Source organism: Sphingomonas yunnanensis, assembly GCF_019898765.1.
GTDB lineage: Bacteria > Pseudomonadota > Alphaproteobacteria > Sphingomonadales > Sphingomonadaceae > Sphingomonas > Sphingomonas yunnanensis.
This window is the reverse complement of the sequence record NZ_JAIOKB010000002.1, coordinates 620,114-636,653: the sequence shown is the minus strand read 5'-3', so window position 1 is coordinate 636,653 and position 16,540 is coordinate 620,114. Positions and strand designations below refer to the sequence as shown.

The window sequence follows — 16,540 nt, the reverse complement described above, 5'->3', positions numbered from 1 at the left end:
TACCCCCTGGACGATTAGTCACCAGGAGGTTGCCGCCGTGAACGACGCCAGCGGACGCGTGTTCAGTCGAGAGGTCGCGGCGTGTCAGCCGGTCCTCCTCCCCGCCCAGCGCCGGCTCGCGGCCTGATGGCCAGCCTCGCCTCGCCGACCGCCGCGGCCGCGCGTCCCGGCGTCTCGATCCCAGCGGTGCGCTTCCTCGGACGCGACCTCACCGCCTCGATCGTCGTCTTCCTCGTCGCGATGCCCTTGTGCATGGGGATCGCGATCGCCTCGGGTGTCCCGGCCGAGAAGGGCCTGATCACCGGCATCATCGGCGGCATCGTCGTCGGCGCGATCGCCGGCTCGCCGCTCCAGGTCAGCGGGCCCGCCGCGGGCCTCGCGGTGATCGTCTACGAGCTGGTGCGTGATCAGGGCATCGGCGCACTCGGCCCGATCCTGATCCTCGCCGGTCTCGTCCAGTTCGTCGCGGGCGTGTTCCGGCTGGGCGGCTGGTTCAAGGCGATCTCGCCCGCGGTGGTGCACGGCATGCTAGCGGGTATCGGCGTGCTGATCGTCGTCGGCCAGTTCCACGTCCTCTTCGATCACCGACCGCTGCCGAGCGGGCTGCAGAACCTCGCCGCCGCGCCGGGACGGCTGTTCGGCCTGTCGAGCAACCTGCAGGCGACCGAGTTCGCCTTCGCGATCGGCGTCGCGACCATCCTGGCCATGATCGGCTGGGAGAAGTTCCGCCCGACGTCGCTGCGGCTGCTGCCGGGCGCGCTCGTCGGCGTCGTCGTCGGAACGTTGCTGGCGCTGACGCTGGGGCTCGACGTCGCGCGCGTCCAGGTTCCGGCATCGATCGTCGGTGCGATCGCGCCGCCGAGCGCCTCGGCACTGGCGAGCTGGCTCAACCCCTCGATCCTCGCTGCCGGTCTGGCGATCGCCTTCATCGCCTCGGCCGAGACGCTGCTCTCGGCCGCCGCGGTCGACAAGATGCACGACGGCGTGCGCACCGACTATAACAAGGAGCTGCGCGCGCAGGGCGTCGGCAACCTGCTGTGCGGCCTCGCGGGAGCGCTGCCGATGACCGGCGTGATCGTGCGCAGCTCGGCCAACGTCCAGGCGCAGGCGGCGACGCGGCTGTCGTCGATCCTGCATGGGGTCTGGATCCTCGGCTTCGTCGCCGCGCTCCCCTTCGTGCTGACCGCCATTCCCATGGCCGCGCTGGGCGCGGTGCTGGTGGTGACCGGCATGCGACTGGTGAGCGTCAAGCATGCCACCCACCTGTTCCGCGACTATGGCGCCTTGCCGGTGCTGATCTGGGCGGCGACGCTGGTGACAGTGGTGACGACCGACCTGCTGACCGGCGTGCTGGTCGGCATCGGTCTGACGATGCTCGAGTTGGTGCCGCACCTGCGCCGGCTGCGCCTCAAGGTGTTCGAGGCGAGCGACGGCGAGTCGCACGCGATCACGCTCGACGGCACCGCCACGTTCGTGACCCTGCCCAAGCTATCCGAGACGCTCGACCGCGTGCCCGCCGGCACCAACGTGCGGATCGACGCGTCGCGGCTCGACGCGGTCGATCATACCAGCGCGGAGATGCTGCGCGACTGGTTCCAGCGCCGCCGCGCCGCCGGCGCCACAGTGGAGATCACCGGCGCGCGTGGCAGGATCGCCACACTCGCGGAGCATCGTCACTGAGCGGGTGCAGCAGCATCTTTTGACACCGAGCAGAAACAATTTGGCAATAATGCTGGAATAGGTCGGGAGGGTGGCTAAGCGGCTGCCCTTCCGACGCCTGTCGCAGGCGCGGGGGAGAGCGAGCCCGGGTCACGAGCAGGAGGAGCCTCTGCCACAAGGGAGGTTCCATGAAGTATCGTCTTCGTCTCGCAGCGGCGCTGCTCGCCGCCGGCCTCGCCGTCCCCGCCGCCGCGCAGGACACTTCTCCACCCAAGCCCATCACCGTCTCCGGCTCGGTCGGCCTCGTCAGCGACTATCGCTTCCGCGGCGTCTCGCAGTCCGACGAGAACCTCGCGGTGCAGGGCGGCTTCACGATCGCGCATGAGAGTGGGATCTACATCGGCACCTGGGGGTCGAACCTGGCCGGCTGGGGCACGTTCGGCGGCGCCAACATGGAGCTCGACCTGATCGCGGGCTACAAGTTCCCGGTCGGCGGCGGCACGCTCGACGTCGGCGCGACGTGGTACATGTACCCAGGCGGCTTCGACAACACCGACTTCATCGAGCCCTATGCCAAGCTGTCGGGTACGCTCGGCCCCGCCTCGCTGACCGCCGGCGTCGCCTACGCGCCCAAGCAGGAGGCGCTCGGCAACTGGTATCTCAACGGCACCTCGGCCGCGAACGGTGTCTATGACCGCCCCGGCGACAAGAACGACAACCTCTACGTCTGGGGCGACGTCGCCGCGGCGATCCCGAACACCGGGCTCACCGCCAAGGGGCATATCGGCGCCTCGAAGGGCAACAAGGGGCTGGGGCCATTCGCCACCAGCGTCGCGCCGACGGGCGAGTATGTCGACTGGATGCTCGGCGCCGACTATGCGATCCCCACCACGCCGCTGACGCTCGGCGTCGCTTATATCGACACCAACATCTCCGAGCGCGAGGCGGCCTATCTCCAGCCCAGCTTCAGCAAGGGGCAGGACGGCACCGGCACGATCGCGGGCAGCACCGTGGTGGTCTCGCTCACCGCGGCGTTCTGAGGACGGCGTCTCGCCTCGATCAATGGCGCCATCCTGAACCTGTCTCAGGATCCATCGTCTCGCGCACTCGCACCGCGAGGCGCTCGCGGCACCGTGGATCCTGAGGCGAGTTCAGGATGTCACATCGGGAAGGGTCGGACGCCGAGCCTTCGTGTGATCAAGCTCAGGCTCGCTGCCGCTGGACCAGCGCCGCTCGACGCAGCGCCGGACCGGGGGGGTTTGTATCCCCCGCGGCCTTCCCACATAAGGGCTGCCAGCAATCGCAGGAGCGCCCCTTGGCCACGCTAGGAATGTCATCGGCAGAGAAGGAGGCCGTGCAGCGCTTCCGGTCCGAGGTCGTCGAGCCCTCGATGACCAGCCTCGTCATCATCGATTTCTGGGCCGAGTGGTGCGGACCCTGCAAGGCGCTGGGGCCGGTGCTGGAGAAGGTCGCCGCCGATTACGCCGACAAGGGCGTGGCGCTGGTCAAGGTCGATACCGACAAGGACCAATTCATCGCGGCGCAGTTCCAGATCCGCTCGATCCCGACGGTCTACGCGATGTTCCAGGGGCAGCTCGTCGCCGACCTGACCAGCGCGCGCACCGAGTCCCAGCTTCGTACCATCCTCGACCAGCTGCTCCGCCAGCTGCCCGTCGGGGGCGAGGCGCAGGAGCAGGAGGCCGAGCTCGAGCCGCTGATCGCGATGGGCGAGCAGGTGCTCGTCGAGGGCGACGCGGCGCGAGCGCTGTCGATCTTCGACCAGCTCTCCGACATGGCGCCCGAGCATCCCGGCGTGCTGTCGGGCCGGATCCGCGCCCTGGTCGCGGCGGGTGAGGTGGACGAGGCCGAGGCAGCGATCGCCGCGCTGCCGGAGGAGGTCGCGGCGCTGCCCGACGTCGCCCGCGCGCGCTCCGCGCTGGCACTGGCACGCTCGGCGCCCGCGGTGGACGATCTCGCACCGCTCGAGGCGGCGGTCGCGGCCGACCCGGACGACCTTCAGGCGCGCTACGATCTCGCCAACGCACGTATGGCCGCGGGTGATCGCGACGCCGCGGCGGATGGCTTCCTCTCGATCGTCGCGCGCGAGCGCGACTGGAACGAGGGCACCGCGCGGCAGCAGCTGCTCAAGCTGTTCGAGGTGGTGGGGCTCGAGGACCCCTGGGTCTCGGCGCAGCGGCGCAAGCTGTCGGCGACGCTGTTCGGATGAGCGAGACGACGCGGCTCTCGATCTTCCCGCTGCCGGGAGCGCTGCTGTTCCCGCAGCTGCACCTGCCGCTGCATATCTTCGAGCCGCGCTACCGCGCGATGGTGTCCGACGCGATGGCGCGCGACCGCCGTATCGCGATGATCCAGCCGCGCCCGGACAGCGAGGATCGCGGCAAGCCCGGGCTGTTCGAGGTAGGGTGCGTCGGTCGCATCGCCGAGGTCGAGGCGCTCGAGGACGGGCGCTACAACCTGATCCTGCAGGGCCTCGCGCTGTTCCGCCTCGTGCGCGAGATCGAGGTGACCACGCCCTTCCGCCAGATCGAGGCGGCGCTGCTGCCGTCACCGCCGGACGAGACGCTGTCGCTCGGCGCGCGCTCGTCGCTCGAGCTGGAGGCGCGGCGCTTCGCTGCTGCGCAGGGCTATGCGGTCGACTGGAAAGCCGTGAGCCGGCTCGACGACACCAGCCTCGTCAACGGCATCGCGCAGATCGCGCCGTTCGACGTGGCGGCCAAACAGGCGCTGCTCGAGGCCGACGGCATCGCCGATCGCGCCGAGCTGTTGGTGCAGCTGATGCAGTTCTTCGGCCGCCACGACGGTGAGGACCGGGTGACGCTGCAGTGAGCGGGGCGGTGCCGCCGATGCTCGACGACTGGCTGCTGGTGCGGCTGGTGTGCCCGGCCACGCGCACGCCGCTGCGCTACGACGCCGCGCGCGGGCTGCTGGTGTCGGACGCGGCACGGCGCGGCTATCCGGTGCGCGACGGCGTGGCGGTGCTGCTTGTGGAGGCGGCGGTGCCGCTCGACGACATCGGCCAAGTCGCCGAAATGACCTAACCCAATTTGGCGATGTGACTCCCCTATCTAGGAGCATCGCGATCACGGTCGCGTAGATCGGCGCTCTTCCCCGACGCTGACCCGAAGTGGTGACGAGGTTCATCGCTGGCGTCTAATTTCTTGCTAAGATGCCGTAAACGGCATGTGCTCAGCACGTTTGTCAGCCTCTGCTTCATCGATCACGCGGGATAGCGGCGCTCGTCGAAGAAACAGGGTAATGATCGGTCGTGAGGATGACCCGCAGCGACGCGCCGATGACAGGTCGCCAGCCAGGCTTTCGCGCCGGATGCCGCTTTGTTGCTCTCGTCCGTCAGGGCGGGTCGATGACGCATGCGCCGCTTCGAGCCCGTCGAGGGTCGAGGCGGCGCGCCGCCTGGGAAAGGATCTGATCGGCATGACCACCACGATCGTGGCGGAGCGCGATGTGTCGCTGGCGAGCGTCGACCGTCTCGCCGCCGCCCTGCGTGAGTCGCTCGCGCGCGGCGCGCTGACCCGTCTCGATCTCTCCGCGGTGGCGGCACCCGATCTCGCGCTGCTCCAGCTCGTCGAGGCGGCGCGGCACCAGGCCACGCGCGACGGCACCGACCTCGCCTTGTCCGCACCCGCCGGCGCGACGCTCGCGGATGCGCTCGCGCGCTCGGGCTTCACGGCCGGCTTCGACGCCGACGATCATGTTTTCTGGTTCCACGGAGAACTGCCGCGATGAGTGCCTCGATCCTGACCGTCGACGACAGCGCCAGCCTGCGCATGGCGATCCGCATCGCCCTCACCGGCGCTGGCTATGCCGTGACCGAGGCCTGCGACGGCATCGACGGACTGGTTAAGGCAGAGCAAAGTCGCTTCGACCTGATCGTCACCGATCTCAACATGCCCAACATGGACGGGTTGAGCATGATCCGCGCGCTGCGCGCGCAGCCCGCGCAGGCGGGCGTGCCCATCATCTTCCTCAGCACCGAGTCGGACGCGGAGGCCAAGGCACAGGCCAAGGCCGCCGGTGCCACCGGTTGGCTAGTCAAGCCGTTCCAGCCCGAGCAGCTGATCCGGGTCGTGCAGAAGGTGCTGGGGCGGTGAGCACGGAGGACCCCACCGGCGTCTTCCGCGCCGAGGCGAGCGAGTTGCTCGACCAGGTCGAGCAGGCGCTGCTCGACCTCACCCAACGGCCCGATGACGCCGCGCTGATCGACTCGGTGTTCCGCGGGCTGCACACGCTCAAGGGCTCGGGCGCGATGTTCGGCTTCGACGCGCTCGCCGCCTTCACCCACCAGATCGAGAGCGTGTTCGACCGTGTCCGCAAGGGCCACGCGCGCGCGACGCCCGAGCTGGTTGCCACCGTGCTCTCCGCGCGCGATCATATGCGCGCCCTGGTCGAGGGCGATGCCGCACCCGCCGCGGGCGAGGCGATCCTGGCGCGGCTCGCGACGCCGGCCGACGTGCCCGATCCCGCGCTGGTCGCGTCGCGGCACGCCGCGGCAAGCGTCGCGACCGGTGCGTGGCGACTGTCGTTCCGGCTGCCGCGCCAGGCGCTGGCACACGGGACCAACGCGCTCGCGCTGCTCGACGAGCTGCGGTCGCTGGGCGACTGCACGCTGGTGGCGCGACGCGAGACGATCCCTCCGCTCGACCGGCTCGCCGAGCGCGACTGTTATGTCGGATGGGAAGCGCTCCTGCGCGGGAACGTGCCCCGCGCGGCGATCGACGAGGTCTTCCTGTTCCTGCTCGACGACATGGAGCTGAGCGTCGCGCCGCTTGTCCCCTCGGAGGCGGGGGCTCGTCCCGCCGCGGTGCCCGTCGCCCCGGGCGCGAACGGGGCGGCGGCTCGGGCCGCGCGCGGGGCGCAGGCAGAGCTGGTCCGCGTCCCCGCCGCGCGGCTCGACACGCTGATGGACCGGGTCGGCGAGCTGGTTATCGCGCAGAGCCGGCTCACCGAGATCGCGGGCGACCGCCACGACCTGCTGCTGCGCTCGGTCGCGGAGGAGATCGAGCGGCTCGCCGCCGAGCTGCGCGACACGATGATGGTGCTGCGGATGGTACCGGTGGCGAGCCTGTTCGGACGGTTTCGGCGACTGATCCACGATCTCGCGCGCGAGACCGGCAAGGTGATCGCGCTCGAGACCGAGGGGGAAGCGACCGAGATCGACAAGACGGTCGGCGAGCGACTGTTCGACCCGCTCGTCCATACGCTGCGCAACGCCTGCGACCATGGGCTGGAGCCGGCGCACGAGCGCCTTGCCGCCGGCAAGCCGGCCACGGGCACGGTGCGGCTCACCGCATCGCAGGCAGGTGGCGCCGCGATCATCACCATCAGCGACGACGGACGCGGGATCAGTCGCGAGCGCGTGCGCGCCAAAGCCGAGACGAGCGGGCTGGTCGCGCCGGGCGAGACGCTCGCCGACGCCGAGCTGCTCGCCCTGATCTTCCATCCCGGCTTCTCTACCGCCGGCGCGGTGACGACGCTCTCCGGTCGCGGCGTCGGTATGGACGTCGTCAAGCGCGAGATCGAGCGGCTGCGCGGCACGATCGAACTCGCGAGCGTCGAGGGCGAGGGCACCACGGTCACCCTGCGCCTGCCGCTGACGCTCGCGATCATCGACGGGCTGCTCGTCCGTGTCGGAACCGGACGATACGTGATCCCGCTGGCGGCGGTCGAGGAGTGCCTCGAGTTGAGCACGGAGGCGGACCGACGCTCGGTCGGGCGCTGCCTGATCACGCTGCGCGATCGGCTCGTCCCCTTCCTGCGGCTGCGCGAGCTGTTCGCCACCGATACGGCGCCCGACCCGCATCAGAAAATCGTCGTGGTAGCGAACCGGCGCGAGCGCATCGGCCTGGTGGTCGATCAGATCATCGGCAGCCACCAGACCGTAGTGAAGGCGCTCCCACCCTTCCACCTGAGCCTCGGTACCTTCTCGGGCGCGACGATCCTGGGTGACGGTGGCGTCGCGCTTATCCTGGATGTTCCACGATTGATCGCACGGGGGCAGCACGGCCGGGGCGCGATGGGAGAGGCGGCATGAGCGCGATCGCCCCCGTCGCGGCGGAGAACGACGCCGCCGATCTCGCCTGGGACTCGCGCGGCAATCCCGAGGTGCTCACCTTCGCGGTCGGCGGCGAGACGTTCGCTGTCGAGGCGATGCTGGTGCGCGAGATCGTCGACCCGCTGCCCGAGACGCGGGTGCCCGGCGCGCTCCCGCTGGTCGACGCGCTGGTGAACGTCCGGGGACGGATCGTCCCGCTGGTCGATCTGCGCGCCGCCTTCGCGATGCCGCCCTCCGCGGTGACGGCGGACCGCCGCATCGTCGTGGTCGAACTCACGCTCGGCGTCGCGGCGTCGCTGCTCGGGTTGCGCGCCGACCGCGCGCACGAGGTGGTCACACTCGCCGAGGCGAGCAGCGAGGACCCACCTGCTCTGGGGATGCGCTGGCCGCAGGCCCACGTCCGTCGCCTGGTGCGCTGGCGCGACGACGTGATCGTGCTGCCCGACCTCGCCGCGATCCTCGCCCCGGCACTCGGCGTCGCTGTCGCGACCGATTGAGCGCGACGTGCGATGCCACCCCGCGAGGCGGCGTGATCAGCTGACCTACCACCGCGACGCCCTCCCGCCGAGGATCCTGAAGATGCGTGCCACGATCAAGCTCAAGCTCGTCACCACGTTCGCCGCTCTCACGCTGCTGCTGCTCGCCGTCGTCGGCGTGGCGATCTCGCGGATGGGGACGCTCAACACCGCCATCTCCCAGGTGATCGCGGGCCCGACGCAGCGCGCGCTGCGCTCGCTCACGCTCAGCGACGCGCTCGGCGACGTCATGCGCATGGAGAAGAACATGGCGATGACGAGCGACGACGCCTTGACACGGTTGTTCGACGACCGGCTCGGTCAGGATCGAGCGCGCGTCGAGCGCCTGCTGGAGGAGGGGATCGTCGACACCTCCGCGGAGAACAAGGCTCGCTGGGCGCAGCTGCAGGACGAGTGGGTCGCGTATAAGTCGATCAACGACCGCATCCGCACGCTCGGGGTAGCCAACCAGAACGAGGAGGCGGCGCGGCTGTCGCTCGGGCCGGGGCTCAAGCTGGGCGACCAGATCAGCGCGACGATCGACCAGATCGTCGACACCGACAAAGCCGCGATGCAGCGGGCCGACCGGGAAACAAACGATCTCTACGCGCAGTCGCGCTGGGTGCTGCTGGTCACGGCGGGGGTGGCGCTGTTGGTGGCCGTCGCGGGTGCGGTGTGGATCGCGCTGCTGGTGTCGCGTGGGCTGCGCGCCGCCTCGGCCGCGATCGGGGCGGTGGCGCTGGGCGACCTCGACCAGGAGGTGCGGGTCAGCGGCAACGACGAGATCCGTGACCTCCTCGACGCGGTCAATCGCATGACCGCGAACTTGCGCGGCACCGCGGCGATGGCGGACGCGATCGCGCGGGGGGACCTCACGGTGGCGCACACGCCGCTGTCCGAGCGCGACCGGCTCGGACACGCGATGGTGGCGATGGTGGCGCGGCTGCGCGGCGTGGTCGGCGAGGTGAGCCAGGCGGCGGGGCAGGTCGCGGGTGGCAGCCAGCAGCTGTCCTCCGCGTCGGAGCAGGTGTCGCAGGGTGCCACCGAGCAGGCCGCCGGGGCCGAGGAAGCCTCCGCCTCGATGGAGCAGATGGCCGCCAACATCAAACAGAACGCCGACAATGCCGCGCAGACCGAGAAGATCGCGCACCGATCGTCGCAGGACGCCGAGCGCAGCGGCGCGGCGGTGCAGAGGGCCGTGGGGGCGATGCGGACGATCGCGGAGAAGATCGGCATCGTCCAGGAGATCGCGCGCCAGACCGACCTGCTCGCGCTCAACGCCGCGGTGGAGGCGGCGCGCGCTGGCGAGCACGGCCGCGGTTTCGCGGTGGTGGCGGCCGAGGTGCGCAAGCTCGCCGAGCGCAGCCAGGCCGCCGCCGCGGAGATCGGCACCATGTCGAGCGACACCGTGGCGGCGGCGGGCGAGGCCGGCGAGATGCTGGTCAGGCTGGTGCCCGACATCCGCCGCACCGCCGAGCTGGTCGCCGAGATCAGCGCAGCATGCCGCGAGCAGGACCTCGGCGCCGGGCAGATCAACCTGGCGATCCAGCAGCTCGACCAGGTGACGCAGCAGAACGCCGGCGCGGCCGCGCAGATCTCCACCACCTCCGACGAGCTCGCCGCTCAGGCCGAGGAGCTGCAACAGAGCATGAGCTTCTTCCAGGTCGACGGCGCGGCGGCGCCGACCGCGGCGCCACGCCGCGGCGCGCGGTCGGTATCGGCGTCACCCCGCGCGCCCGCGCCCGTGCGTCGCGCGCCCGAGTCGGCGCGCGTGCGGGGCTTCGCGCTTGATCTCACCAGCGGCGGCCCGGATCGCGAGGACGCTGACTTCGGCCGCGCGGCATGAGCGGCGCGGCGCTCCAGGCGGTCGTCTTCGCGCTGGGAGACGAGCAGTTCGCGCTGCCGGTGGAAGAGGTGCGCGAGATCCTCGATCATCGCGCACCCTTTCGTGTGCCCAACGCACCGACCTGGCTGAGCGGCCTGATCGACGTGCGCGGCACCTCGGTCCCGGTGATCGACCTGCGGCTGAGACTCGGGCTCAGCGCGATCGCGGTGACGCCGATGACGCGGATGCTGATGGTGGAGGTAGGGATCCCGAACCGCTCCGCGTCGGTGACGCTGGGGTTGATGGTGGACCGCGTGCTCGACGTGCGCGTCTACGCCGCCGCGGCGATCGAGCCTCCGCCCGAGCTGGGGGTGCGGTGGCATGCCGAGCATATCCGGGGCGTACTGCGGGGGGAGCAAGGCTTCGCCATCCTGCTCGACCTCGCCAGCATCTTCTCGGGCGAGGCGGAGGCGGTGCTGCTGGTCACCTCAGCGGACGCGCCCGGCTGAGACAGAGCGCGACTTCGCGCGCGGGGCGCCGGGCGGGGCGGGGCGGTCCTCTATCATGGGAGCATGCCGGCGAACCGCCGGCCGCCTCTCCCGCGGAGCCGATCGAATGATGCGACTGATCGATGATCTTCCTATCGCGCGAAAACTGCTGTTCGGCGTCGCGGCGATCCTGCTGCTGGCGCTCGTCAGCGACGGCGCCGTGCTCGTCCAGACGGACCGCGCGCGCCACATCGGCGACGAGAACCGGCTCTACTCCAAGCTGATCATCGACGTCGCCGCGATGATGCAGGCGGCCACCGACCAGGAGACCGGCTATCGCGGCTACCTGCTCGCGGCCGAGCCGGTGTTCCTCGACGCCTATCAGCGCGGCGGCGCGGCGCTGGAGCGCGCCGCGCTCGCGGCGGCGACTGACGCGGGCGCCGACGCGACGCTCCGCGCGCAGGCCGAGGCGGTGCACCTCGCCGCGCTGCGCTGGCGCGGCGCGGTGGCGGAGCCGGCGATCAGGCTGATGGCGGACCAGCGCACACGCGAGCGCGCACGCGAGATCGAGCGGACGGGGGCGGGCAAACATCTGTTCGACGAGCTGCGCGCGCGCCATGCCGCGGCATTGGCCGCGATCTCGGCCGTCCGCGCGGAGCGGCGGCGCCGCCAGGATGCCATCTTCGGTCTCGTCCCGGTCGAGCTCGTCGCCGGCGCCCTCGCCAGCGCAGCGGCGGCGCTGCTGATCGTCGCGCTGCTGTCGCGCACGCTGGCGCGGCCGGTGGCCGCCGTGGCGGTGGAGCTGACGACGATCGCGGACCCGGTCGACGCCGAACGGCGCGACGAGGTCGGCCAGATGCAGGGCAGCGTGCGCGCCGTGCGCGACGCGATCGGCGCCGTTTCGGCGGCCCTGCGCGCGGTGTCGATCGGGGACGCCACCGCCGCCGTGGCGCGGCGTTACGGTGGGCTCAGCGACCGGCTCGCCGATGACATCGACCTGATGCGCCGCAATATGCAGGCGATCGGCCGTATCGCCGAACAGGTCGCGGCCGGAGATCTATCGGCGCAGCCGGTCCCGCAGTCGGACGCGGATCTGCTCAGCCGCGCGCTGGTCACCATGCTGCTCAGCCTGCGCGCCACCGCGGCGTTGGCGGAGGCGGTCGCCGCGGGCGATCTCACCGTCGAACATCGCGCCCGCTCGGACCGGGACCAGCTCGGGCGCGCGCTCGCGACCATGATCGAGCGATTGCGCGCCACGATCGGCCACGCCGCCGCGGCGACGGAGCGCGTCGCACAGGGTAGCCAGCAGCTGTCCGCCGCGGCCGATCAAGTATCGCAGGGTGCGACCGAACAGGCCGCCGCGGCGGAGCAGGCGTCCGCCGCGATGGAGCAGATGGCGAGCAACACGCGCCAGAACGCACATAATGCGGCGCAGACCGAGTCGATCGCGCGCCAGTCGTCGCGCGACGCCGAGGCGAGCGGCGCCGCGGTGCAGGCCGCGGTCCGGGCGATGCGCGCCATCGCGGAGAAGATCGGGATCGTGCAGGAGATCGCGCGCCAGACCGATCTGCTCGCGCTCAACGCCGCGGTGGAAGCGGCGCGCGCGGGCGAGCACGGCCGCGGCTTCGCGGTGGTGGCGGCCGAGGTGCGCAAGCTGGCGGAGCGCAGCCAGGACGCCGCGGCGGAGATCGGCGCCTTGTCGGCGGAGACCAGCGAGGCGGCCGCGACCGCGGGCGAGATGCTCGCGCGACTGGTGCCGGACATTCGCCGCACCGCCGAGCTCGTCGCCGAGATCAGCGCGGCGTGCCGCGAGCAGGACCTCGGCGCCGGGCACGTCAACGTCGCGATCCAGCAGCTCGATCAGGTGGCGCACCAGAGCGCCGAGGCGGGCGGGCAGATCGCGGCGACCGCCGACTCGCTCGCGGACGAAGCGGAAGAGCTGCGGCAGCGGATCGGCTTTTTCCGGCTCGACCTGTCCGGGGTGGCGGCATCGGCGGTCGCCCCGACTCACCCCGGCGCCGCGCCGACGCGGCTGCGTTCGACACGGCTCAAGCGGTCGATCAGTGCGACCACCGTGCGCGACCGCCTTCGGCAGCAGCGCGGCGCGGCGATCGACCTCGTTGTCGAGGCATCACCGCGGCGCGACAAGCTGGCCAGGGAGCCCGAGGCGTGAGCGACGGACCTGACCGTCCCCACGGCGCGCGCCAGCGATGATCCCCTGGTCGCCCGATCTTCCGGTGCACTATGCCGGCCTGCCCGAGCCGGAGGATCGCCTGTCGCGGCGCGACTTCGTCCGGCTGAGCGGCTATATCCTCGAGCAATCGGGTATCCGCCTGCCTGATGTGAAGGCGACGATGCTGGAGGGCAGACTACGCCGGCGCGTCCGCGCGACCGGTCACGCGAGCCTGGCCGATTATTGCGCCACCTTGTTCGAGCGCGGCGGGCTCGCCGGCGAGCGCGAGCACCTGCTCAACGCGGTGACCACCAACAAGACCGACTTCTTCCGCGGGCCGCGCCACTTCGATTATCTGCTGGCGGAGGTACTGCCGCGGCTGCGCGACGCCGGCGTGCCGCGTCTCCGCGCCTGGAGCGCGGGTTGCTCGACCGGCGCTGAACCCTACACGCTGGCGATGCTGCTCGACTCCTTCGCGCTCGATCACGGCGGGCCCGACTATGGCATCCTCGCGACGGACCTCGATACCGAGGCGCTGGCAGTGGCACGACGCGGCGTCTTCCCCAGCGTGCAGCTCGATCCCGTGCCGCCGCTGCTCCGCCAGCGCTATCTCCGCCGCGCGCTCGACGGGCGACGCGACGAGCTGCGCGTGGTGCCCGAGCTGCGCGCCGCGATCGGCTTCGCGCCGCTGAACCTGATCGACCAACATTATCCGGTGGGCGCGCCGATGCACCTGATCTTCTGCCGCAACGTGCTGATCTATTTCGAGCGCGACATGCAAGGCGCGGTGGTGCGGCGGCTCGCCGAGTGCCTCGCGCCCGGCGGCCTGCTGTTCCTCGGGCACAGCGAGTCGATCGCCGGGCTCGATCTCCCCCTGGTGTCCGTCGCGGGCACCGTGTTCGCCCGGGCGTGAGCGCGATGCGCAGGACCCGCGTGCTGGTGATCGACGACAGCGCGAGCGTGCGCCAGGCGATGACCGCGATCCTCACCGCCGATCCCGAGCTGGAGGTGACGACCGCGAGCGACCCGTTCGTGGCGGCGCGGCGCATCCAGGAGTCGCTGCCCGACGTGATCACGCTCGACGTCGAGATGCCCCGCATGGATGGCCTGACCTTCCTGCGCAAGCTGATGGCGCAGCGGCCGATCCCCGTGGTGATGTGCTCGTCGCTGGTGGAGGAGGGGTCGGAGACACTGCTGCAGGCGCTGGAAGCGGGCGCGGTCGACGTCATCCTCAAGCCGCGCATCGGGGTCGTCGAGCATCTCGCCGACGCGCACGTGCAGATCCGCGAGACGATCAAAGGTGCGGCGCGCGCGAAGCTGAGCGCAAGGACGCCGCGCGAGATGCCGTCGCGCAAGCTCTCCGCCGACGCGGTGCTGCCCCCGCCCGGCGGCAACGCGATGAGCCGCACCACCGAGATGGTCGTCTGCGTCGGCGCCTCGACCGGCGGCACCGAGGCGCTGCGTGCGGTGATGGAGGTGCTGCCCGCCAACGCACCCGGCATGGTGGTGGTGCAGCACATGCCCGAGCGCTTCACGCGCGCGTTCGCGCAGCGGCTCGACGCCCTGTGCGCGGTCGACGTGCGCGAGGCGGCGGACGGCGACACGGTGATGCGCGGCCGTGTCCTGATCGCCCCCGGCGGGCTGCGCCACACGCTGCTGGAACGGCACGGCGCCCGCTACGTCGTCGCGGTGCGCGACGGACCACTGGTGGCGCGCCACCGTCCCTCGGTCGACGTGCTGTTCCGCTCCGCCGCGCGCAACGCCGGCGCGAACGCGGTGGGCGTGATCATGACCGGCATGGGCGACGACGGCGCGCGCGGGCTGCTCGAGATGAAGCAGGCCGGCGCGCGCACGATCGCGCAGGACGAGGCGACGTCGGTGGTGTTCGGCATGCCCAAAGAAGCGATCGCGCGCGGTGCCGCCGATCGCGTGGTGCCGCTGGGGCGGATCGCGCGCGAGCTGCTTCAGGCCACGGCGCGCTGAGCGAGGAGAGGAAGGATGCTGGTGGCCCCGATCACGCCTGACCGCGATCTTACACCGATCGAGCAGCTCGTCGACGGGCTCAACGCGCTCGCCCACGGGCTGGAGGAGCGTTTCCGCGGCGTCGGGGAAACGCTCGCCGACGCGATCGACACGATCGACCGCATGGCGGGCGCGCTCGACGAGGTGCAGCGCGCGCTCGCGCCCGAACGCGCGGGCGCCGCCGTGACCGAGCTGCGTGCCGCCGCGGCGCGGCTCACCGCGCTGCCCGAGACGCAGCACCGGCGCGCCGAGGCTGTCGCGCAGCTGACCCAACGCACGCGCACGCTGCGCGCGCTCCTGGCGGAGATGGGCGAGGTGATGCGACTGCTCGGCTGCTACGGCATGAGCATCAAGATCGCCTCGGCGGGCGAGCCGGCCTTCTTCCAGTTCGTGGCGGTGATGCAGGCCAAGCTGGACGGCAGCGAGCAGCAGCTGCGCCGCTTCGCGCAGGAGCTGGAGCGATTCATGCGGATCGTCGCCGAGCTGCAGGCAACCGATGCGCGACTCGCCGGGGAGTGCGCCAAGGTGGGCGTGCAGGCGCCGGTCGAGCTCGCCGCCAGCGCCGACGCGCTCGAGGCGCAGCTCGCCTCGGTCGCGCGGACCGCGCATGAGGTGAGCGGGATCACGCGCACGGTGCAGGGCGAGGTGGCGCGCGTGCTCGGTGCGATCCAGATCGGGGATAGCGTGCGCCAGCGCGTCGAACATTGTGTCGCGGTGCTGCGCGTGATCGATCCGTCGGCGGAGCTCACCGGCGAGCGGCCGGCGCCGCCTCCACGCGGCGCGGTGGCCCATGTCGCGCGCTTGGTCGCGGCGCAGATGCGCGCGATCGCGGACGATTTCCGCGACGAGAGCATCGCGCTGCTCGACTCGCTCGCGCGGCTCGGCCCGCTCGCCGCCGACCTGCTCACGCTGGTCGAGGCGCAGGCGGCAAGCGTCGGGGAGACTGCCGCGCTGGCCGGCGGTGGCGGCGGCGCGCTGGGGCGGCTGGAGCAGGGCATCGCGGCGCTGGGGGACATCACCGCCCGTTTGTTCGATACCGATGAACAGCTCGGCATGTTGGCTGCCTTCGTCGAGGAGACGGTCGTCGACCTCGGTCGCGATCTGCAGGCGATCCGGGCGGTGACGCTCGACGTGCAGGACATCGCCACCAATACGCGGCTGCTCTGCCGTCGTCACGGTGAGACCGGGCGCGCGGTGGCGGTGATCGCGACCGAGATCGACCCCTGCGCGCGCAAGCTCGAGCGGTTGCGCGGTGCGGTGGCCGAGCAGGTCGCCGCGCTCGACGGAGTCGCGCTGGGCGGCGACGGCCCGGCCACCGGCGGCGACACGCGCGCGACGCTGCGCGACGCGCTCGCGGTGGTACGCGCCGCGTCCGACCGCTCGGACGCGGCCGTCGCGGGTAGCGGAGACGCGGCGCGGCGGGTCGTCGCGGCGCTCGAGCACAGCATGGAGGAATTGCACGAGCAGCAGATGTTCATCAGCGCGCTCGAGTCGGCGTCGGGCTCCCTGCGCGACTGCACCGAGGGACATGAGGCGCTGAGCGACGCCGACACGGCAAGTCTGCGCACGCTGCTGCCGTGGGTCGCCGGCCTCTACACGATGGCACGCGAGCGCGAGATCCACGCGCTGTTCCTGCTGCCCGGCATGACGATGCGTCGCGGCGAGGATGCGCTTCCGCAGGCCGACGACGACGGCCTCTTCTGAGCGGCGCCGGGAACCTGCGGCGCCGGCGTCGCTTGGGTCGGTTATCCCTACGGAACGATAAGG

At 71.5% G+C, this 16,540-nt stretch carries 15 protein-coding genes; all 15 read left to right on the top strand.

Going from position 1 to position 16,540, the window contains the following annotated elements; all coding sequences use genetic code 11:
• The first annotated feature begins 126 nt into the window (after nt 1-126).
• Nucleotides 127-1,680, top strand: coding sequence for a SulP family inorganic anion transporter (locus K7957_RS09110; protein ID WP_223011632.1), 1,554 nt, complete (start codon nt 127-129; stop codon nt 1,678-1,680).
• A gap of 167 nt (nt 1,681-1,847) precedes the next feature.
• Complete coding sequence (locus K7957_RS09105) at nt 1,848-2,699, top strand: TorF family putative porin (RefSeq protein WP_223011631.1); 852 nt, start codon at nt 1,848-1,850, stop codon at nt 2,697-2,699.
• A gap of 290 nt (nt 2,700-2,989) precedes the next feature.
• On the top strand, nt 2,990-3,886 hold the full coding sequence (locus tag K7957_RS09100) for a tetratricopeptide repeat protein (protein WP_223011810.1): 897 nt from the start codon (nt 2,990-2,992) through the stop codon (nt 3,884-3,886).
• The gene (locus K7957_RS09095) at nt 3,883-4,506 is read left to right on the top strand and encodes an LON peptidase substrate-binding domain-containing protein (RefSeq protein WP_223011630.1); all 624 of its coding nucleotides are present in this window, start codon (nt 3,883-3,885) and stop codon (nt 4,504-4,506) included. The genes K7957_RS09100 and K7957_RS09095 overlap by 4 nt, the downstream gene beginning before the upstream one ends.
• Nucleotides 4,507-4,523: 17 nt before the next feature.
• A complete protein-coding gene (locus K7957_RS09090) occupies nt 4,524-4,718 on the top strand; it encodes a Trm112 family protein (protein ID WP_223011809.1) in 195 nt (64 codons plus the stop codon).
• A gap of 394 nt (nt 4,719-5,112) precedes the next feature.
• Nucleotides 5,113-5,424, top strand: coding sequence for an STAS domain-containing protein (locus K7957_RS09085; protein WP_223011629.1), 312 nt, complete (start codon nt 5,113-5,115; stop codon nt 5,422-5,424).
• Nucleotides 5,421-5,789 carry a response regulator gene (locus K7957_RS09080; RefSeq protein WP_223011628.1) on the top strand — a complete coding sequence of 123 codons (369 nt, stop codon included), beginning with the start codon at nt 5,421-5,423 and terminating at the stop codon, nt 5,787-5,789. The genes K7957_RS09085 and K7957_RS09080 overlap by 4 nt, the downstream gene beginning before the upstream one ends.
• Nucleotides 5,786-7,729 (top strand): chemotaxis protein CheA, encoded by a 1,944-nt coding sequence (locus tag K7957_RS09075; protein WP_223011627.1) that lies wholly within the window; start codon nt 5,786-5,788, stop codon nt 7,727-7,729. Before K7957_RS09080 ends, K7957_RS09075 begins: the two co-directional genes overlap by 4 nt.
• Nucleotides 7,726-8,247 carry a chemotaxis protein CheW gene (locus tag K7957_RS09070; protein WP_223011626.1) on the top strand — a complete coding sequence of 174 codons (522 nt, stop codon included), beginning with the start codon at nt 7,726-7,728 and terminating at the stop codon, nt 8,245-8,247. The genes K7957_RS09075 and K7957_RS09070 overlap by 4 nt, the downstream gene beginning before the upstream one ends.
• An 82-nt stretch (nt 8,248-8,329) precedes the next feature.
• Nucleotides 8,330-10,111 (top strand): methyl-accepting chemotaxis protein, encoded by a 1,782-nt coding sequence (locus tag K7957_RS09065; RefSeq protein WP_223011625.1) that lies wholly within the window; start codon nt 8,330-8,332, stop codon nt 10,109-10,111.
• A complete protein-coding gene (locus K7957_RS09060; RefSeq protein WP_223011624.1) occupies nt 10,108-10,599 on the top strand; it encodes a chemotaxis protein CheW in 492 nt (163 codons plus the stop codon). Before K7957_RS09065 ends, K7957_RS09060 begins: the two co-directional genes overlap by 4 nt.
• 109 nt (nt 10,600-10,708) lie before the next feature.
• Complete coding sequence (locus tag K7957_RS09055) at nt 10,709-12,751, top strand: methyl-accepting chemotaxis protein (protein WP_223011623.1); 2,043 nt, start codon at nt 10,709-10,711, stop codon at nt 12,749-12,751.
• 37 nt (nt 12,752-12,788) lie between these two features.
• A complete protein-coding gene (locus K7957_RS09050) occupies nt 12,789-13,664 on the top strand; it encodes a CheR family methyltransferase (RefSeq protein ID WP_223011622.1) in 876 nt (291 codons plus the stop codon).
• A 5-nt stretch (nt 13,665-13,669) separates the two neighbouring features.
• The gene (locus K7957_RS09045) at nt 13,670-14,734 is read left to right on the top strand and encodes a protein-glutamate methylesterase/protein-glutamine glutaminase (RefSeq protein WP_223011621.1); all 1,065 of its coding nucleotides are present in this window, start codon (nt 13,670-13,672) and stop codon (nt 14,732-14,734) included.
• 15 nt (nt 14,735-14,749) lie between these two features.
• Nucleotides 14,750-16,477 carry a coiled-coil domain-containing protein gene (locus K7957_RS09040; RefSeq protein ID WP_223011620.1) on the top strand — a complete coding sequence of 576 codons (1,728 nt, stop codon included), beginning with the start codon at nt 14,750-14,752 and terminating at the stop codon, nt 16,475-16,477.
• Nucleotides 16,478-16,540 lie beyond the last annotated feature (63 nt).